The sequence below is a fragment of the Dysgonomonas sp. ZJ709 genome, assembly GCF_011039195.1.
In the GTDB taxonomy this organism is placed as follows: Bacteria; Bacteroidota; Bacteroidia; order Bacteroidales; family Dysgonomonadaceae; genus Dysgonomonas.
Genome location: NZ_JAAKEM010000001.1, coordinates 334,453 through 354,960 on the forward strand (window position 1 = coordinate 334,453; position 20,508 = coordinate 354,960).

Here is a 20,508-nt window from a genome sequence, read left to right on the forward strand (position 1 = left end):
AATGATTTATTACAATATTAAGTCGCAATTCATTTCCACGTCATCGATAGTAGCGCCAAGGCTTTCGTAGAATTTTATAGCATGATTGTTCCAATTAGAAACCTGCCAGCGCAATTTATTACAATCGCTTTCTTTGGCAAATGAAATTGCTTTATTGATAAGGATTGTACCCAATCCTTTCCCCCTGTATTGCTGGCGGATGTATAGGTCGTCCATATATAATGATTTTCCTATCCATGTGTAGTATGCGAAAAAGAATGTTACATACCCCGCTATCTTGTTATTCTTGTCTTTAGCAACAAAACCGAGCAGGAAATCTTTTTCTCGCATCATTTGCTCTGCCGAATTTGTCATTTTTTCGGGTAATTTCTCGAAGTTGGCAAATTCATGAAATAAAGAAATCAATTCTTCGAAATGAGATTCCTGAATTTTCTCAATAACAAATACCATTCGCTATCAGTTTTTTTTCATATAGTTCAATGCACTACCTGCTTTGAACCACTCTATTTGTAATTCGTTATATGTATGAGCCACTTCGAAAGATTCTTTTGTTCCATCTTTATGAGTTAACTCTACCGTCAGGTTTGTTCCCGGTTTGAAATCGGTTAAGCCTAATATGCTTATTTTATCATCCTCACGCACTTTGTCGTAATCGTCTTTGTTGATAAAAGTTAGTGCGAGCATACCTTGCTTCTTCAGATTTGTTTCGTGAATACGTGCAAACGATTTTACAATAATTGCTTTCACATTCAGAAAGCGGGGCTCCATGGCGGCATGTTCACGAGAAGAACCTTCTCCGTAATTTTCTTCTGCCACTACAATCGAGCCTAAACCTTCGGCTTTGAATTTTCGTGCTAATTGAGGTACAGGTATATATTCTCCAGTCTGTACATTGAGTATAGCATTTGTTTTGTCGTTAAACGCATTTACTGCGCCGATCAGCATATTATCGGATATATTATCCAAATGTCCGCGGAAGCGTAGCCATGGGCCTGCCATTGATATGTGGTCGGTAGTACATTTTCCTTTTGCTTTTATCAATAATGGCTGCTCTACAATGTCTTTGCCATTCCATGCAGCGAAAGGCTGTAATGCTTGCAAGCGTTGAGAATCGGGAGCTATTTCCACAACAATATTCTCACCGTCTTTTGCAGGAGCGATAAATCCTAAATCTTCTGTATCGTATCCTTTTGGAGGAAGTTCATACCCGTGAGGTTCTTGCAGTTTCACTTGCTCGCCTTTTTCATTCGTAAGGGTATCTTTCAGTGGATTGAAACATAAGTCTCCGGCGATAGTCAATGCAGCTACCATCTCGGGCGATGCAACAAAGGCATGTGTATTCGGGTTACCATCGTTACGTTTCGCAAAGTTACGGTTGAACGATGTAATAATCGAATTCGGACGCTCTGGGTTCTCTGTTTCACGTTTCCATTGTCCGATACAAGGTCCGCAGGCATTTGCCATAATAGTAGCCCCTGCCTCTTCGAATACGGAAAGTATTCCGTCTCTTTCGGCGGTATAACGTACTTGTTCCGAGCCGGGATTAATTATAAATTGGGCTTTTACTTTTACATTCTTTTTGTTGGCATCTTCTACGATTGACACCGCACGTGACATATCTTCGTACGACGAATTAGTACATGAACCGATTAAACCAACCTCCATTGCTTGAGGATAGTTTTTCTCTTTTACTATTTTTGCAAATTCAGAAATCGGATGTGCAGCATCGGGAGTAAACGGACCATTGATATATGGCTCCAGTTCCGAAAGGTTAATTTCGATTACACGATCATAATATTTTTCAGGATTAGCGATTATCTCGCTATCCGGTTGTAGGTATGAAATTATATTATTTGCTGCATTCGCTACATCCTCACGTTCGGTTGCTTTCAGATAATCTGCTGATTTGCTATCGTAAGGGAAAATCGAAGTAGTTGCACCAACCTCTGCACCCATATTACAAATAGTAGCTTTTCCGGTAGCGGATAATGACGCCGTACCTTCTCCGAAATATTCTATAATGGCATTTGTTCCACCTTTTACGGTAAGAATACCAGCCAGTTTCAAAATAACATCTTTAGATGAAGCCCATCCCGAAAGTTTTCCGGTCAGCTTCACGCCTATGATCTTAGGCATCTTCAATTCCCATGGCATACCTGCCATGACATCCACAGCATCCGCACCACCGACGCCAATGGCTATCATACCAAGTCCTCCGGCGTTAGGAGTATGTGAGTCTGTACCGATCATCATTCCTCCGGGGAAAGCATAGTTCTCTAAAACTACCTGGTGAATAATTCCGGCACCCGGTTTCCAAAAACCGATCCCGAACTTATTCGAAACGACACTTAAGAAATCATACACTTCTTTATTTGTTATCTCGGCAGTCGATAAATCTTCTTTTGCTGATTTATATGCTTGTATGAGGTGATCACAATGTACCGTCGATGGAACGGCGACTGTTGATCTTCCTGAATTCATCAATTGAAGCAAAGCCATTTGAGCTGTTGCATCCTGCATTGCTACACGGTCGGGGGCAAAGTTGACATAATCGATTGCACGTACATAATCTTTCACTCCTTCGTTAGGAAAAAGATGGGCATATAAAATTTTCTCGCAAAGAGTTAAAGGTTTATTGAGAACCTTTTTGGCATTATCTACTTTCGTTGGAAAAGATTCGTAAAACTTGCGAATCATGTCTATATCGAAGGTTGTACTTGGTGTCATATTGATATTCTTTTTTCTATTGTCTCTTTTTAGTGAATGAAAGTAACTAGCAAAAATAGTAAAAATATTCTGTATTATGGCTCTTTATATCTCATTTTCTCGTATTTGTGTCTTATGCAATAGCATTTTGAAAGATGTGTTTGTTTATGTCTGTCTTTTTGTTTTTTGATGGGCTCGAGTCTATCTTATTGAATTGTATAGAGTTAATTGTTCGGATAAAAGTAATTTAAGTTCAGGGCGATTGCTGATGACTGACATTAAACCTTTTTACCCTTAAAAATGTCTAAGAGTTTTAACAATACCGCTAGGTTTGGAAGATTTTCTTACTTTTGTAGATTCAAATCGATTTATATTTATGAAGAGCTTTTTTACAATTATTATATTTCTTTTATTTTCGACACAAATTGTGAATGCACAGGTATCATCCGAGAAACTTATCCGTCAAGGAGTAAGTTTGCATGACAAGGGACGTTATAAGGATGCCATAGCTTGCTATGAGGAGGCATTAAAGATAAATCCAACATCTATGTCTGCGGTATATGAAATGTCTTTATCTTATCTTCAGCTGAAAGACTATACGAATGCTCTGAAATATAGTACGAAGGTAATCAATGCCAATTTCCAACCATTATTGGTTGACGCTTATACTGTAAAAGGAACTGCTTTAGCCGATATGGATAAAACCGATGATGCCATCAAGCTGTTCAGTGAAGCATTGGTACGTTGTGGAGATGAATATTTGCTGCATTTCAACCTGGGATTATGCTACTTCAATACAAAAAATAATCAAATGGCTGTTCAGCATTTGCGGAAAGCCATTGAAATAGACGCTACGCATTCGAGCGCATTTCTGTTATATGCTTATGCATTGAGTGATGCTGATAGGTGGATACAAAGTTTTTACTCATTTCATTTTTTTCTTTTGTTAGAGCCTAATACGCAGCGATCGAAAGATGCTTTTGCCGAAATGTATGATATAATTGCCACTAAGCTTCCCGCTAATGCACCTCAGTTGACACCCGAGGATGGAATAAACAGACAAAAATTATACGAATCGTTAGTGAGGATACAACCACAAGGCAACGATGCTATTTCTCAATATAAATATTTTGAAGAAGCATCTAAAACTATTTTCTTTGCATTGAGCCAAATGCAGAACGATACTCAAAGCGGATTGCTGTGGGATTTCTTTGTACCTACGTATGAAGAAATACTCGGTTCGGGGTATTTTGATACCTATTGCCGTTATGTTAGTGTCGCCTATTTCAACGAATCGTTGGAATGGTGGAATAATAATAAGACACAGGTAGATAGTTTTATTGAGTGGTTTGAACATGGGCAAGGAGGTATTGTAGATGAGGAGGCTGAATTCGGCGACGATTCTGATTTGGATGATGGAGCTTTGTAAAAATGCTCAGATATAATAAAAATAATATAAATGTCACAAGAGCAAGACGAAAAGCTTATAAAGAGGCTCCATAACAGCGACACACAGCGAGACGCTTTTGCCGAATTGGTGAAGGAGTATAGCGAGTTGCTTTATTGGCAAATACGAAAAATCGTATTGAGCCATGATGATGCGAATGATGTCCTTCAAAATACATTTATTAAGATATGGACAAGCATAGATAGTTTTAGAGGTGATTCTAAATTATCTACATGGCTGTATAGGATAGCTGTAAACGAAAGTATTACTTTTTTGAATAAGCAGCGGGCTCAAAATAATGTATCGATTGATGATACGGACACCTATCTTGTCTCTAAACTCGAAGGCGATGAGTATTTCGATGGTGACGAAGCTCAATTGAAACTACAAAAAGCGATATTGACATTGCCCGAAAAGCAGCGTATTGTATTTAATTTGAAATACTTCGACGAAATGAAATATGAAGAAATGTCAACAGTGCTCGATACCTCTGTTGGTGCACTAAAAGCCTCGTATCATCACGCCGTAAAAAAAATAGAAGAATATTTATCAACCGAGCATTAAACCTTTTTGGATATCTATAGTCTATAATAGTGTGGGTTAATATGTACAAGTGATATTATTAAAAAAATAAGCAGTTATGTTAGAAAAGGATAAGAACAAAGCGAATCCGTTTAGAGTTCCAGAAAATTATTTTGAGAACTTTAATGCGAGCATAATGGACAAACTGCCGGAGAAAGAAAGGAAGGTGGCTAAAATTGTTCCATTATGGAAGAAAGTACTCCCTTGGACTGCAATTGCAGCAGTGTTTGCAGGGGTAATCTTCTCTACGGGAATTATAGATCATCAGAGTATGCCTAATGATATGGGTACAAAAGATATCAAGGATATGACATCTTCTGCCTCTTCAATATCATCTGTAGATGAAGAAGATTTCTATCTATTCTTACAAGAAGAAGCTATGTCATCGGCATACGATGATGCTGTTTATTCTATAGACTAAAAAAAAATAAACGATATGAAAACTAAAAATATATTATTGATACTTGCTTTCTTTTTGAGTTTGACATCTATAAATGCTCAACGAACAGGCGAAAAAAAAGAGTTTGATGTTACTAAGTTTAAAGAACAAAAAGCAGAGTTTCTTAAAAAAGAATTAAACTTGACGGATGCAGAAATGAAAGGTTTCATCCCGTTGGTGAATGAGTTTATGGATAAAAAATTTGAAATAAACAAAACCACACGTGACGAATCCAGACAGTTGCGCAGAGCGACCAATAAGACAGAAGCCGATTATAAAAAAGCGATAGAAAATTATCTGGATACTCGCGAGAAAGAGGTAATTCTGGAAAAAGAATACTATCAGAAATTTAAAGCTGTATTACCGGCTGAAAAATTATTTAAGTATCAGAGAGCCGAACAAAAGTTTATGCAGCGTGCTCTGGAAGACTTCAGAGGTAAAAGAGAGGGGACTGGTAAGAAATAAAATAACTGACAAAAAGTTTGTTTATTATTTAATAATGTATACTTTTGTCTTATAGAAGAGAATTAAAATGAAAAAAACAATATTTCATCATCATTGCGAATTGCTGACCAAAGGTAAGTAACATGATGATGTATTGTGTAAAATATATGAAAAAGCTTACCACTCGTGGTAGGCTTTTTTTGTTTCATAACGAAATAATATAAAACGAAATAATATGGTATTAAGAATTGCAGTCCAATCTAAAGGACGCTTGTTTGAAGAAACAATGGAGCTTTTGCAAGAAGCAGGTATTAAATTGAATAACAAAAAACGTACTTTGCTTATTCCTGCAAAAGATTTCCCTCTCGAAGTCCTTTTTCTTCGCGATGACGATATTCCTCAAGCAGTAGCAACAGGTGTTGCAGACATAGGTGTTGTTGGCGAAAATGAATTGGTAGAAAAAGACGAGGATGCAGCTATTATCAAGCGTCTGGGTTTCAGTAAATGCCGTTTGTCTTTGGCTATTCCGAAAGATGCAGAATATGCAGATATAAAATGGTTCGAAGGCAAAAAGATTGCAACTTCTTATCCTCATATTCTGAAAAAATATTTGAAAGAGAAATCTATTTCTTCTGACATCCATGTGATTACAGGATCAGTAGAAATATCGCCTAGTATCGGTTTGGCAGATGCGATCTTCGATATTGTAAGTTCAGGCGGCACGCTTGTTAGCAACCGACTGAAAGAAGTCGATGTTGTTATGCAATCGGAAGCTTTGTTGATTACTAATAAAGGTCTTGAGCGAGAGAAAAAAGATATCTTGGATGAACTTATTTTCCGTATCGAGGCTGTGCAGGCAGCAATAGATAAAAAATATGTTGTATTGAATGCGCCGGAAGATAAAGTAGATGAAATATTTGCTATCTTGCCCGGTATGCGTAGCCCAACTGTTACGCCATTGGCTACAGAAGGCTGGTGTTCGGTTCAATCGGTAGTGGATGATAAACGCTTTTGGGAAGTTATAAGTAAACTTAAGGCCTTAGGGGCAGAAGGCATTTTGGTATTGCCCATCGAAAAAATGATATTATGATACAATTATCAAGTGATACCTATCTAAGACCGTTATCGGCCGAAGATACACCTCTTATTTTTAATGAAATAATTGCGAATAGGGAGTATTTGAGAGAATGGTTGCCATTTGTCGATTTTACGCAAGAAGTGGAAGATACGGAAGCTTTTGTAACTTCTACGCTCGAATCGGGTGAGAAACAATTTGTTATCTATCATCACGAGCAGTTTGTGGGGTTGATCGGTTTCACTAGGACTGATGCGGCTAATAAACGAACCGAAATTGGTTATTGGTTGGCAGAGGCGGCACAAGGAAATGGTATCGTAACCAAAGCAGTGGTCGAATTACTCCATCTGGCATTTGGTCAACTTGATTTTAATAGAGTACAGATACGGGTAGCGGTAGCTAATACAAAAAGCCGGAACATACCCGAGAAACTCGGATTTTGCTTTGAAGGAATTGAGAGGGATGGGGAGCTTCTTGTCGATAATACTTTCACCGATCTTGCAATTTACAGTATGCTTAAAAAAGAATTTGGAGGATAATGAATATTCGGCTTATACCTGTAATAGACATTACATATTACGATCAGAATATTGTAAGTCCAACCAATGGGCCATATTGGGAGCATACAGATGAATGGAGCCTATTCAATAAAAAATGTCTTAAAGCGGCAGGTTTTGAAGGTGAAATGAATCCATATTCAAAGGGTTGTTCCTTGTATGAATTAGCGAAAATAACAAATCGAAATCTGACAAAATTGGTATTCGACGAAATAAAAGATATAGATAAGGATGGTAATGATAGGGATTGCGTCGGATCACTATCTGGTGGGTATATATTGAATGTTGATGACGAAGATATACTTTATCCTCAATGTTGTGGTAGTTTGAATGATATTAAATCTTGGGAGGAATTGATTGGTGATGAAGATCTTTCTTTTTGGATAGGGCATCCATCTCCGAGTATAATAAAGAATGAAAATAGTATTGTGTTTGATTTGGAACATAGCAATGTGAATGAAAATTATGTTCCCAAGCCAAATAAATTTATAGTTGAGGTCAATGAAGATAGCCTAAAGAAGGCTATTGATGAGGCCAGACTTCAGTTGGAAATTTTTTCGGTACAATTATTGGCGATCAATGCAACAAATCAATGGAATATTTCTGATATTGATAAGTTGCTTATTTATGGAGAATGAATAGTAATCAAAGAAATTAGAATTATGCAAATAATAAAATACCCCCAACGAGCCGATTGGAAAGCAATACTTGCTCGTCCTACATTCGATACATCCAGTTTGAACGAAACTGTTAGTGCAGTATTGTCAGATATAAAATCACGAGGCGATAAAGCCGTTTTTGAGTACGAAGCTAAGTTCGACAAAGTCAATCTTGAAACATTGGCTGTCTCGGAAGAGGAGATAAATGCGTCTGCATCACTTGTGTCCGAAGAGCTGAAATCGGCGATTTGTCAGGCAATACAAAATATAGAAACTTTTCACCGCAGCCAGATATTCGAAACTAAAAAAATAGAAACGACCAAAGGAGTAACTTGCTGGCAAAAAGCGGTAGGCATCGAAAAAGTGGGTTTGTATGTTCCCGGTGGAACAGCACCACTTTTTTCAACTGTATTAATGCTTGCTATTCCTGCTAAGATAGCCGGTTGCAAAGAAATTGTTCTTTGCTCACCTCCGAACAAAGAAGGTAAAATACCTCCTGCCATTCTTTTCGCAGCGAAAGAAGCCGGAGTGAATAAAGTATTCAAGATAGGTGGTATTCAGGCTATCGGGGCTATGGCTTACGGTACAGAATCTGTACCCAAGGTATATAAGATATTTGGTCCCGGAAATCAATATGTAATGGCGGCTAAACAATTGGTTAGTCTTAAGGATGTTGCTATTGATATGCCTGCCGGACCATCGGAAGTTCAGGTAATCGCCGACGAAACGGCTAATCCTCGATTTGTAGCTGCCGATTTGTTATCGCAGGCAGAGCATGGAGCGGATAGTCAGGTTATATTAACTACCACTTCTGAAAAATTGATATCAGAGGTATTACACGAAGTTGAAAAACAAACGCTTGAGCTTCCTCGTTGCGAGATTGCTCAAAAGGCATTAGCTCATAGCAAATTGATTCTGCTCAAAGATGAACAGGAGATAATAGATATGACAAATCAGTATGCTCCCGAGCATTTGATAATAGAAACTGCCGATTATATGGAAATAGCCGGACAGATAATAAATGCGGGTTCAGTTTTCCTTGGTCACTATACACCCGAGAGTGCTGGCGATTATGCATCGGGTACAAATCATACCTTGCCGACCAATGGTTATGCAACAGCTTATAGTGGAGTAAATTTAGATAGCTTTGTAAAAAAAATAACCTTTCAGGAAATAACAAAAGAAGGTATCTTGCGTTTAGGGCATACCATAGAGGTAATGGCTGAGAATGAAGATCTTCACGCACATAAAAACGCTGTAACTTTAAGACTTTTAGAATGATGGAATTTGATATAATAAAATACGATACGCCTGAGTATCATGAAATGGTCGCTTTGCGTTACCGCATCTTACGTGAACCTCTAGGGCTGTCTTTTACAGAAGCTGATCTGAAAAAAGAGGCTGATGATATTTTTTGTATTTGTAAGGATAACCAGTATATAATAGGCTGTGTTATATTATCGAAATTAGATACCGAAACGGTAAAATTCAGGCAGATGGCTATCGCTGAGCAATATCAGGGAGAAGGTATAGGTTCGCAATTAATAGAGTTCGCAGAAAAGGCAGCAAAAAATCATGGCTTTAAACGAATAACATTGCATGCCCGAAAAGTAGCGAAAGGTTTTTACGAAAAAAACGGCTATGATACAGTAGGGGATGAGTTTACCCTAGTGGGTATTCCTCATTACGAAATGGTGAAATTGATAGATAATAAATAGTTACAAGTAATTAGTTACGAGTTACAAGATTGCTTGTCAGATAATAAACCTGTAAAAATACATCAATAAATAGTTACAATAACTTAATTGAAAAAAATATAGATATGAATAGTTGGGATGATGAGAAAAAGCAAGTAATAGCTGCTGTTTCCAAATACGTTGATCTTACGGTTGTACCTTTTGGCAAGCCTCAAAGGACTGTGCTGGATATAGAAAAACGTGATCCGATGTATGGAGGAAACGGGGTTGTTTACATGCTTTCTTTATTCGAAGCAGATGAGCTGGTTAATAATCGTATCGGGGTTTATATGGTGCTGTTGAATAATGGCGATCAGGCCGGATTCCATGAGCATGGCAGTAAAAATGAACAAGAACTATATGTAATTGTAAACGGACAGGGCGAATATATCGAGCGTTTAGGGCTGGATAACGAAACACGTAAATTGAACCTGAAAAAAGGGAATATTACTTCTATTCAGGGAAACGATAACTATCATTCTATTATAAATACAGGCGATGAACCGCTGATCATATTTGTAGTAACCACTTACCAACCTAAATAAGAAAAAATACGTATGGATTTACAACAATTAGTCCGCAAAAATATCTGGAATCTTAAACCTTATTCATCTGCCAGAGACGAGTTTAAAGGCGAAGCATCTGTTTATATAGATGCCAATGAGAATCCATTGAACGACAAATATAACCGCTATCCAGATCCATTGCAATGGTCTCTTAAAGAGAAGATTGCTAAGGAGAAAGGAGTAAATATATCAAGTATATTTTTAGGAAATGGGAGCGACGAACCTATCGATCTGGTAATACGCATTTTCTGCGAGCCGCAGATTGATAATATTGTGGCGATAGATCCTACTTATGGTATGTATCAGGTGTGTGCCGATATAAACAATGTGGAGTATAGAAAAGTATTACTGAATGAAGACTATACACTCGATGCCCAACGCTTATTGGATAGAGTGGATGAAAATACGAAATTAATATTTCTATGTTCTCCCAATAATCCCTCAGGTAATTTACTGAATAGGGTAGAAGTAGAGAAAATTATCACGTCATTCAAGGGTATGGTGATACTCGACGAGGCCTATATCGATTTTGCTTTAGATGCCACTTGGCTGAACGATTTAGACAAATATCCGAATCTTATTATTCTGCAAACATTTTCAAAAGCGTGGGGCTTAGCCGCAGTCCGTTTAGGTATGGCTTTTGCTTCTGCTGAGGTTATCTCATTTTTCAATAAGGTGAAATATCCTTACAATGTGAATATCTTGACTCAGAATTATGTGAGTGGAGAGTTGGATAAGGCTGATCAGAAAAAACAATGGGTAAATACTTTACTGAAAGGACGCGATTATTTGCAGATCGAACTGGCGAAACTTCCTTTTGTAGAAAAGGTATATCCTACAGATGCTAATTTCATCCTTATTAATGTAGGTGATGCAAATAAATTATATAAACAATTGGCCGAAAAAGGGGTGATTGTCCGTAATCGAAATTCTGTATCGCTTTGTCTCGGTTGCTTACGAATAACAGTAGGGACAGATGAAGAGAATAAGACGTTGATAGAAACCTTGAAAAGTATTTAATCAGATTACCGAATAATATAAATGAAAAAGAAAGCACTCTTTATAGATCGTGATGGAACGATAGTTATCGAGCCACCTATTGATTATCAATTGGATAGTTTAGAAAAATTGGAGTTCTATCCCAAAGTAATACGTAACCTTTATTTTATTCAAAAGAATCTCGATTTTGAATTTGTTATGGTTACCAATCAGGATGGACTGGGTACATCTTCTTTCCCCGAAGATACTTTTTGGCCTGCGCATAACAAAATGATGACGACACTCGAAGGTGAAGGCATTACTTTCGATGATATATTGATCGATCGTAGTTTTCCCGAAGATAATGCCCCAACACGCAAACCTCGTACAGGTATGCTGAATAAATACTTATCGGCAGAATACGATCTTGAGAATTCGTATGTAATAGGCGATAGATTAACCGATGTGGAGTTAGCTAAGAATTTGGGAAGCAAAGCTATTTTTCTTAGTGATAAGGTAGAACTTCCGTCCGACTTGAAAGAATGCTGTGTTTTGCAAACTACCGATTGGGATGTTGTAAGCGAATATCTTTTTGCAGGAGAACGTAGGGCAGAGGTTAAGCGTACTACAAAAGAAACAGATATTTACATTGCACTCAACCTTGATGGGAAAGGGTATTGTGATATTTCGACCGGCTTGAGTTTCTTCGATCACATGCTCGACCAGATAGGTAAACACTCGGGTCTGGACTTAACTATAAAAGTAAAAGGTGACTTGAATGTCGATGAACATCATACCATCGAAGATACGGCTATTGCTTTGGGCGAAGCTCTCTATCAGGCATTGGGCAATAAACGTGGAATAGAACGTTATGGCTATTGTCTGCCTATGGACGATTGTCTTTGCTCGGTAGCTCTCGATTTCGGAGGCAGGGCATGGCTTGTTTGGGACGCCGAATTCAAACGTGAAAAGGTAGGGGATATGCCTACCGAGATGTTTTTACATTTCTTTAAATCGTTGAGCGATGCAGCCAAAATGAATCTTAATATAAAAGCAGAAGGAGCGAATGAGCATCACAAAATAGAAGGCATATTCAAAGCTTTGGCACGAGCTATTAAAATGGCAAAAAAACGAGATATATTCAATTACGAACTGCCATCGACCAAGGGGGTTATTTAGTTGAATACTGTATAATGAGGACAAAATAAAAGTCTTAAAAAGAGGGATAGAATGCAATAAATACTATTCCTCTTTGTTTTTAATAAAAACATTGATTTAGCATTTCTCTTTTTTGTGTAAGTTTGCACCAATGAAAAAATATGTATCTATTATCCTTTTATTCTTTTTTATCTCTTTCGGAGCGAATGCTCAGGAAAAGAAATTGGAGATGGCATTGGATAGTCCCGCAAAGCAAGATTCTTTGAAACAGAAGGTTGATTCGACAGCACTCCGCATTGCTTCGGCATACGTTTGGAAAATAACGCCTCGTTTGGGCGAGCGCGAAATGACAGTGAGAGATTCTGCTGCCGTTGATTTTCATCAAAGCTCATTGGTTGACGGTAAAGATGTTGCAGTAGGCTATCTGGGTAATATTGGTTCGCCTGCTCAGTCGAAAATATTTTTCAATAGGCCTGAAACTTCCCGTTTCACATTTCTTAATGGCTTTGATTATTGGAGGAAAGGACCGGAAGATCAGTTATTTTTGAATACAAAAATACCTTATTCTAATATTTATTATCAAAGTGGTGGAGGAGGAGAACGTAAAGAAGAACGCCTAAGAACAGAACTATCTTCGAACTTTGGTAAAAAGCTCAACGTTGGCTTCAATTTCGATTACTTATATGCCAGAGGTTTTTATAACAATTTGTATAATAGACAGATCAGCTACGATTTCAACGCCAGCTATATTGGCGACAAATATCAAATGCATGCGTTCATTGCAAATAATAATTACAACAATTCTGAAAATGGAGGTATACGTGATACAATGTATATAACAAACCCTAATGCAGAAAGTATTAAATCGACTACGTTCAGAGGCAGTTCTTTAGATATTCCCGTAAGGATACAAGGTGGTGGTCTTTGGAATAGACTCCGCGGACGGCACGTTTACCTGACCAACCGTTACAATATAGGTGACGATATGGAAGAATATGCTGTTAATGACAGTGTAAACAGATGGCGAAAGAAAAAAGATTATATAGCGCCTGCAAGTGTAATACTTACAACTCATTATAACGATCAGCGCCGTCTCCTCCATGCCAATAATACGGATATGGACGATCTTTATTTGAACTTCAAGAACATAAACGGCGATGTTGCTGATGGGCCTAAATATGTAGGACCTATGGATGACTATATGTCGTACTTTTCGCTAAAAAATACACTTGCTTTGGCAATGAATGAAGGTTTCCGCAGTTGGATGAAATTTGGACTGACAGCCTTTATTGAATACGATATGCGGAGATTCTCTGTGCCAGGTTCTCTTCCCGGATTACATGACCGATATAGTGAAGATGCTGTTTTTATTGGAGGTGTTCTATCCAAAGAAAAAGGCAAATATCTTAGATATAGAGCTGTGGGGGAAAAAGACCTGTTGAACAGTGACTTCAAGTTGGAAGGTGAATTGACTACTATGCTTAACTTTAAGGGTCGCGATATGTCGGCAAAAGCAACTGCTTACATTAAAAATATAACTCCGAGTTTTTTCGAGAATCGCTTCTCTTCCAAATTATGGAATTGGGATACTCAATTCAACGATACTAAACGGGTATTTATAGGGGGTGAAATCGAAGTGCCATTTACCAAAACGAAAATAAGTGGTGGGGTCGAAAACATTACAGGCTATATCTACTATGGACCAAATGGCCTTCCGGCTCAGAGAACAGGTAGTGTACAGGTTGTGGCACTGCGTATAGATCAACAATTGGAAAAAGGTATTTTCCATTGGGATAATCAGGTTGTATACCAGACAACAACTGACGACGAAGCAATTCCACTTCCATCGCTTAGTATTTATTCGAATGTTTATTTGAAAACCCGAATATCCAAAGTATTAACTTTGCAATTAGGAGCGGATGCGCGTTTCCATACTAAGTATTATGCTCCCGGATATGAGCCTTTGACTATGCAGTTTTTTAATCAACGAAATCAAGAAATAGGAAATTTCCCTATTTCTACAGCGTATGTGAATTTGCATCTCAAAAATACCCGTTTCTTTCTTATGATGTACAATGTGGCTCAAGGTATGGGTAATTCTAATTATTTCTCATTGTATCGCTATGCTGTTGCACCTCGTGTGCTAAAGATGGGTGTTTCGTGGAATTTCAATAATTAAAGCAATCTTTATGAAAATGAGTAAAAAGTCTATATTGGGCATCGGTATTGCAATCTTACTTGTGATATTTGCTATATACTTGTTTTCGAAAACGAATAAGGCTGATTATGCCGAAAAAGATTATCCTCAAATATCAGATGAGGGAATATTGCGCATTGTTACAGATTACAATTCTGTAGGTTATTTCGTTTCAGGTGATACTATTGCCGGATTCAATCACGATCTTATTCAATTGTTACAGACATACACACCACTTAAAATAGAGCTTTCGCTCGAAACAAGTCTTTCTAAAAGTATAGAAGATCTAAGGAAAGGTAAATATGATGTTGTGGCTCGCAATATACCTGTAACATCAGATTTGAAAGATTCTTTAAGTTTCACAGATGTGATAACTCAAAATAAACAGGTTCTTATTCAGAGAAAGAAAGAGTTTAATAATGATATTGAACCGATCAGAAGTCATCTCGATTTGGCAAAAAAGACACTCTATGTGCCATATAACTCTCCGGCTATACTACGGGTACGCAATCTGTCGAGCGAAATAGGTGATACGATATACTATGTAGAGGATAAACTTTATGGTGCGGAACAACTGGTATTGAAAGTTGCAGCGGGCGAAATCGATTACGCTGTGTGTGACGAGAAGGTTGCGAAGAAACTTTCGAAGTCTCTCCCCGAAATAGACTATTCAACTCTTGTAGGTTTTACTCATTTCGAAGCGTGGATAGTAAGAAAGAATTCACCTGCCCTACTCGATTCGTTGAATGCATGGATCGGACGTGTAAAAGATACACCTGAGTACGATCTCATATATAAAAAATACTATGAATAAATATTCAGATATAATATGCCCTAAGGTGTATGCCGTAATATAGAATCAAATTAAATAATACTCTTGTAAACCTGTTTCAAGAGAGTTTATTATCTTTGTTCGCGATGTTGTTTCACTTTCCTTAATCTTGTCATAAACAACATTTTTGATAAAAAATGATTAAAATTGCTATCTAGACTTTGCAATGAGATAAAAAAAAATTACCTTCGTTGGGTTTAAAAGAGTATCAGTGGAATCTTTCTTCAGAACGCATAAATATTTAGTAGAGCACCTTGACGGAGTAATACCCAGACAATTGATGGAGCAAATAGATTGGTCTCATCGTTTGATTGGTATAAAAGGGACAAGAGGTGTTGGAAAGACCACATTCCTGATTCAGTATGCGAAAGAGTCTTTTGATATCGAAAAAAAGGACTGTTTGTATATCAATTTAAATCACTTCTATTTCACAATAAGAACGATCACTAGCTTTGCAAAAGAGTTTGTAGAGAATGGGGGGCGGACTTTGCTGTTAGATCAGATATATAAATATCCAAATTGGTCGGCAGAATTAAAAGAGTGTTATGAGCAGTTTCCTCAATTGAAGATAGTATTTGCGGGCTCTACTGTTATGAAGTTGGATGAAGATGTTGAGCTTTCTTCCATTGTGAATAGCTATAATCTTCGCGGCTTCTCCTACAGGGAGTTTTTAAATATTTTGCTGGGCAAAAATTTCTTATCCTATTCTCTTAATGAAATTATAACTAATCATAAAGCTATAGCAGAGAGTATATGCAAGGAGATAGACCCTTTAGAACTTTTCTGGGATTATCTGCATCACGGTTACTATCCGTTTTTTCTTGAGAAAAGAAACTTTTCCGAAAATTTGCTGAAAACCGTAAATATGATGCTGGAGGTCGATGTCTTATGTATACGACAAATAGAGCTTTCATATTTGCCTAAATTGAGAAAATTATTGTATTTGTTGTCTTTATCCTCACCGGGTAAGCCCAATATAAGCCAGTTAAGTATCGATTGCGAAATATCAAGAGCTACAGTGACTAATTATTTGGAATACCTGAGAAGTGCCAGATTGATAAATATGCTTTATAGCGAAGGGGAAGAGTTCCCTAAAAAACCGGATCTGGTATATATGCACAATACAAACCTGATGTTTCCATTAAGGCTTTCGCCGATAGAAGATCAGTCGTTGCAAGAGACATTTTTTTACAATCAAATTCATCATAGCGATTGCAAATTGAAGAAAGGGTCGAAAACAGGTATGTTCATTGTTGAAAAGAATAATAATAAATATAAATTTAAAATAGAAGGACAAAAAGGCCGGGGGAAAAAGAAGTCGGATCTTATATATGCGGTTGACAGACTAGCTATAGGCGACAATAATATAATTCCTCTTTGGCTGTTCGGTTTTTTATATTGAAATATAACATTCTATCGATAAAGATTTATATACTCTATCGATACATAACTATCAAAATAAATAAGCTAAAAAAATAATCAATCTATTACAAAAAAAAGTATGGCTAAACAAAAGAAATTCCTAACATGTGATGGTAATCAGGCAGCGGCACATATCTCGTATATGTTCAGCGAAGTTGCTTCGATTTATCCAATCACACCATCATCAACAATGGCAGAATATGTTGATGAATGGGCTGCTGCCGGACGTAAAAATATATTCGGTGAAATACTTAAGGTACAAGAAATGCAATCGGAGGCTGGTGCTGCCGGTGCACTTCACGGATCATTGCAAGCAGGGGCTCTGACTACTACATATACAGCTTCTCAAGGTCTTTTGCTGATGATACCTAACATGTACAAGATCGCCGGAGAACTTCTTCCATGCGTATTTCATGTTTCGGCACGTGCACTGGCTGCACAGGCGTTATCTATCTTTGGAGACCACCAAGATGTGATGGCTGCACGCCAAACAGGTTTCGCTATGTTCTTCTCAGGATCGGTACAAGAGGTTATGGACCTTTCGGCTGTTCCTCACTTGGCTACTTTGGAATCGCGTATTCCTTTCATGAATATATTTGACGGCTTCCGTACTTCTCACGAAATCCAAAAAGTAGAATTGATGAGTCAGGAAGATTTAATTCCACTTATCGATCAGGAAGGTATTAAAGCATTCCGTGACAGAGCACTGAATCCGGAAAATCCGGTAACACGTGGTACTGCGCAAAATGATGATATTTACTTCCAGTCTCGTGAGGCTTCAAATAAATTTTATGATGCAGTTCCTGATATCGTAGAAAAATATCTGACAGAAATAGCTAAAATCACAGGTCGTAAATATGGCTTATTTGATTATTACGGAGCAGAAGATGCTGACCGTGTAATTATTGCTATGGGATCGGTAACAGAAGCTATTCGCGAAACAATAGATTTCTTGAATGCACAAGGCGAAAAAGTGGGATTGGTTTCAGTTCACTTATATCGTCCGTTCAAAGCAGAGGCATTCATGAACGCAATACCTAAAACAGCGAAACGTATTGCTGTGTTAGACCGTACTAAAGAGCCGGGAGCTCCCGGACAACCGCTTTACCTTGATGTGAAAGACTGTTTTTATGGAAAAGAAGATGCTCCGACTATTGTTGGTGGTATCTATGGTCTTTCGTCTAAAGATACAACTCCTTCTCAGATTATGTCTGTGTATGAGAATCTTGCGATGAAACTTCCTAAAAATGACTTTACAATCGGTATCGTTGATGATGTAACATTCAAATCGCTTCCTCTTAAAGATGAAGTTTCGGTAGATGACTCGAACTATGAGGCTAAATTCTACGGATTAGGATCGGATGGTACAGTAGGAGCTAATAAGAATACAGTTAAGATTATTGGTGATAATACCGATAAGTACTGTCAGGCATATTTTGCTTATGACTCTAAGAAATCGGGAGGTTTTACCGCATCGCATTTGCGCTTCGGGAACAATCCTATCCGTTCTACTTATTTGGTAAATACACCTAACTTCGTGGCATGTCACGTACCTGCATATCTTCACCTTTACGATGTAACTAAAGGTCTGAAAAAAGGCGGCACGTTCTTGTTGAACTCTGTTTGGAGTAAAGAGGATGTAGGCAACAATTTACCGGACAAGGTGAAGAAATATTTAGCAAAAAATGAGATTAATTTCTATATCATTAATGCTACTAAGATTGCTACTGAAATCGGTTTAGGTGGACGTACAAATACAATTCTTCAATCGGCATTCTTCAAAATCTCGAATGTGATTCCTTTCGATCTGGCTGTGGAGCAAATGAAGAAATTCATTGTGAAATCATACGGACGTAAAGGAGAAGATATTATTAATAAAAATAATGCAGCTGTAGACCGTGGTATCGAAATTGAAAAAGTTGACGTACCTGCTGAATGGGCTAATCTGAATGTTGAACCTGTAGTGGAGGATGATGTTCCTGCATTTATCAAAGACGTAGTACGTCCTGTTAATGCTCAACGTGGATACGATCTTCCTGTGTCGGTATTTAACGGTCGCGAAGATGGTACATGGGATCATGGTACAACCGAATACGAAAAACGTGGTGTAGCTGCGTTCGTTCCTGTATGGGAAGCCGAAAACTGTATTCAATGTAACCAATGTGCTTATGTTTGTCCTCATGCTACAATCCGTCCGTTTGTATTGGATGCAGCAGAACAAGCTAAAACTCCGCAAGATGTTACTCTTCTAAAAGCACAAGGAAAACAATTCGACGGTATGGGATTCCGTATTCAGGTTGATGTTCTTGACTGTCTTGGTTGTGGTAACTGTGCAGATATCTGTCCTGGTAAAAAAGGAAATTCGGCACTTAAAATGGTTGAGATCGGTGGTCAGTTCCCTGAACAAGACAATTGGGATTTCATGATCAAAAATGTAACAAGCAAGGCTCATCTTGTAGATACTAAATTGAATGTGAAAAATTCTCAGTTCGCAACACCATTATTCGAGTTCTCAGGAGCATGTTCGGGTTGTGGAGAAACTCCATATATCAAACTTGTTACTCAATTGTACGGTGACCGTATGTTGATTGCAAATGCTACAGGATGTACATCTATTTATGGTGGATCGGCACCTTCTACTCCATATCGTAAGAATGAAGAAGGAAAAGGTCCGGCTTGGGCAAACTCGTTGTTCGAGGATAATGCAGAGTTTGGTTTAGGTTACGCATTGGCAAATATAACTATGCGCGACAGACTTCAAAAACTGATGACACAAGCGCAAGACTGTGCGGATTGTCCGGCAGAATTGAAACCATTGTTCCTGGATTGGATTGCTAACAAGCAAGAAGCAGAAAAGACGAAAGAATTATATAAGCAAATGTTACCAATGATCGAAGCTGCAGCTCCGAAATGTGAGTTCTGCAAAGAGATTCTTTCATTGAAACAATATATTGTTAAACGTTCTATCTGGATATTCGGAGGAGACGGTTGGGCTTATGATATAGGTTTCGGCGGTTTGGATCACGTGATTGCTTCTGGTGAAGATGTAAATATTCTGGTACTTGATACAGAGGTTTATTCTAATACAGGAGGGCAGTCTTCTAAATCGACACCGGTAGCTGCTGTTGCAAAATTTGCTGCTGCAGGTAAGAAAATCCGTAAGAAGGATTTAGGTATGATTGCTACAACTTATGGTTATGTATACGTTGCTCAAGTATCGATGGGTGCCAACCAAGGCCAATGCTTGAAAGCGATCAAAGAAGCTGAGGAGTATAAAGGACCATCTTTGGTTATTGCATATTCACCATGTATCAGCCACGGATTGAGAAAAGGTATGGGACACGCTCAGGATGAAGAGAAATCGGCTGTTGCTTGTGGATACTGGCACTTGTGGCGTTACAATCCTATGTTGGAAGAAGAAGGTAAAAATCCGTTTACAATGGATAGTAAAGAGCCGGACTGGAACAAATTCCAAGACTTCTTGGGTAGCGAAGTTCGTTATACTTCACTTCAAAAATCGAATCCTTCAGAGGCTTCAGAGCTTTATATCGCTGCTCAAAATAACGCAATGTGGCGTTATAAGAGCTACCAACGCTTAGCGGCCGAGGTTTATGATAAATTTGATGAAAAGTCGGAGTTGCAAAACTGATTAGACTAAATACTTAATATACAGGGGGGATATCTGTTGGATTTCCTCCCTGTTTTTTTTG

18 protein-coding genes are annotated in these 20,508 nt (G+C 37.9%); 16 read left to right on the plus strand and 2 right to left on the minus strand.

The window, feature by feature from the left end; translation table 11 throughout:
* Window positions 1–9 precede the first annotated feature (9 nt).
* Both G7Y56_RS01520 and G7Y56_RS01525 read right to left on the minus strand, forming a co-directional pair.
* Window positions 10–450, minus strand: coding sequence for a GNAT family N-acetyltransferase (locus G7Y56_RS01520; protein ID WP_165040485.1), 441 nt, complete (start codon window positions 448–450; stop codon window positions 10–12).
* A 6-nt stretch (window positions 451–456) separates the two neighbouring features.
* Window positions 457–2,727, minus strand: a complete 2,271-nt coding sequence (locus G7Y56_RS01525; RefSeq protein ID WP_165040487.1) for an aconitate hydratase — start codon at window positions 2,725–2,727, stop codon at window positions 457–459.
* 355 nt (window positions 2,728–3,082) lie between these two features.
* Here G7Y56_RS01525 and G7Y56_RS01530 point away from each other — a divergent pair, with 355 nt between their 5' ends.
* The 16 genes from G7Y56_RS01530 to nifJ all read left to right on the plus strand — a co-directional run bounded on the left by G7Y56_RS01530 (window position 3,083) and on the right by nifJ (window position 20,447).
* Complete coding sequence (locus G7Y56_RS01530; RefSeq protein ID WP_165020554.1) at window positions 3,083–4,135, plus strand: tetratricopeptide repeat protein; 1,053 nt, start codon at window positions 3,083–3,085, stop codon at window positions 4,133–4,135.
* 30 nt (window positions 4,136–4,165) lie between these two features.
* Window positions 4,166–4,717: an RNA polymerase sigma factor gene (locus tag G7Y56_RS01535; protein WP_165040489.1), complete on the plus strand. Its 552-nt coding sequence runs from the start codon at window positions 4,166–4,168 to the stop codon at window positions 4,715–4,717.
* A gap of 76 nt (window positions 4,718–4,793) precedes the next feature.
* Entirely contained in the window at window positions 4,794–5,156 is a 363-nt protein-coding gene (locus G7Y56_RS01540; RefSeq protein ID WP_165020556.1) for a hypothetical protein, read from the plus strand.
* A 15-nt stretch (window positions 5,157–5,171) separates the two neighbouring features.
* Window positions 5,172–5,639: a hypothetical protein gene (locus G7Y56_RS01545; protein ID WP_165020557.1), complete on the plus strand. Its 468-nt coding sequence runs from the start codon at window positions 5,172–5,174 to the stop codon at window positions 5,637–5,639.
* A gap of 214 nt (window positions 5,640–5,853) precedes the next feature.
* Window positions 5,854–6,708, plus strand: coding sequence for an ATP phosphoribosyltransferase (hisG, locus tag G7Y56_RS01550; protein ID WP_165040491.1), 855 nt, complete (start codon window positions 5,854–5,856; stop codon window positions 6,706–6,708).
* Entirely contained in the window at window positions 6,705–7,232 is a 528-nt protein-coding gene (locus G7Y56_RS01555; RefSeq protein WP_165040493.1) for a GNAT family N-acetyltransferase, read from the plus strand. The genes hisG and G7Y56_RS01555 overlap by 4 nt, the downstream gene beginning before the upstream one ends.
* Window positions 7,232–7,888 (plus strand): hypothetical protein, encoded by a 657-nt coding sequence (locus G7Y56_RS01560; protein WP_165040495.1) that lies wholly within the window; start codon window positions 7,232–7,234, stop codon window positions 7,886–7,888. The genes G7Y56_RS01555 and G7Y56_RS01560 overlap by 1 nt, the downstream gene beginning before the upstream one ends.
* 24 nt (window positions 7,889–7,912) lie before the next feature.
* Complete coding sequence (gene hisD / locus G7Y56_RS01565; RefSeq protein WP_165040497.1) at window positions 7,913–9,190, plus strand: histidinol dehydrogenase; 1,278 nt, start codon at window positions 7,913–7,915, stop codon at window positions 9,188–9,190.
* Window positions 9,187–9,627: a GNAT family N-acetyltransferase gene (locus tag G7Y56_RS01570; RefSeq protein ID WP_165040499.1), complete on the plus strand. Its 441-nt coding sequence runs from the start codon at window positions 9,187–9,189 to the stop codon at window positions 9,625–9,627. Before hisD ends, G7Y56_RS01570 begins: the two co-directional genes overlap by 4 nt.
* A gap of 104 nt (window positions 9,628–9,731) precedes the next feature.
* Entirely contained in the window at window positions 9,732–10,190 is a 459-nt protein-coding gene (locus G7Y56_RS01575; RefSeq protein ID WP_165020563.1) for a cupin domain-containing protein, read from the plus strand.
* Between the two features lie 12 nt (window positions 10,191–10,202).
* Window positions 10,203–11,231 (plus strand): histidinol-phosphate transaminase, encoded by a 1,029-nt coding sequence (gene hisC, locus G7Y56_RS01580; protein ID WP_165020564.1) that lies wholly within the window; start codon window positions 10,203–10,205, stop codon window positions 11,229–11,231.
* 21 nt (window positions 11,232–11,252) lie between these two features.
* Window positions 11,253–12,368: a bifunctional histidinol-phosphatase/imidazoleglycerol-phosphate dehydratase HisB gene (gene hisB / locus G7Y56_RS01585; RefSeq protein WP_165040501.1), complete on the plus strand. Its 1,116-nt coding sequence runs from the start codon at window positions 11,253–11,255 to the stop codon at window positions 12,366–12,368.
* Between the two features lie 130 nt (window positions 12,369–12,498).
* The gene (locus G7Y56_RS01590) at window positions 12,499–14,526 is read left to right on the plus strand and encodes a putative porin (protein WP_165040502.1); all 2,028 of its coding nucleotides are present in this window, start codon (window positions 12,499–12,501) and stop codon (window positions 14,524–14,526) included.
* A gap of 10 nt (window positions 14,527–14,536) precedes the next feature.
* Window positions 14,537–15,358 (plus strand): transporter substrate-binding domain-containing protein, encoded by an 822-nt coding sequence (locus tag G7Y56_RS01595; RefSeq protein ID WP_255498606.1) that lies wholly within the window; start codon window positions 14,537–14,539, stop codon window positions 15,356–15,358.
* Window positions 15,359–15,587: 229 nt separating this feature from the next.
* Complete coding sequence (locus G7Y56_RS01600; RefSeq protein WP_185153968.1) at window positions 15,588–16,778, plus strand: AAA family ATPase; 1,191 nt, start codon at window positions 15,588–15,590, stop codon at window positions 16,776–16,778.
* A gap of 99 nt (window positions 16,779–16,877) precedes the next feature.
* Window positions 16,878–20,447, plus strand: a complete 3,570-nt coding sequence (gene nifJ / locus G7Y56_RS01605) for a pyruvate:ferredoxin (flavodoxin) oxidoreductase (RefSeq protein WP_165040503.1) — start codon at window positions 16,878–16,880, stop codon at window positions 20,445–20,447.
* Window positions 20,448–20,508 lie beyond the last annotated feature (61 nt).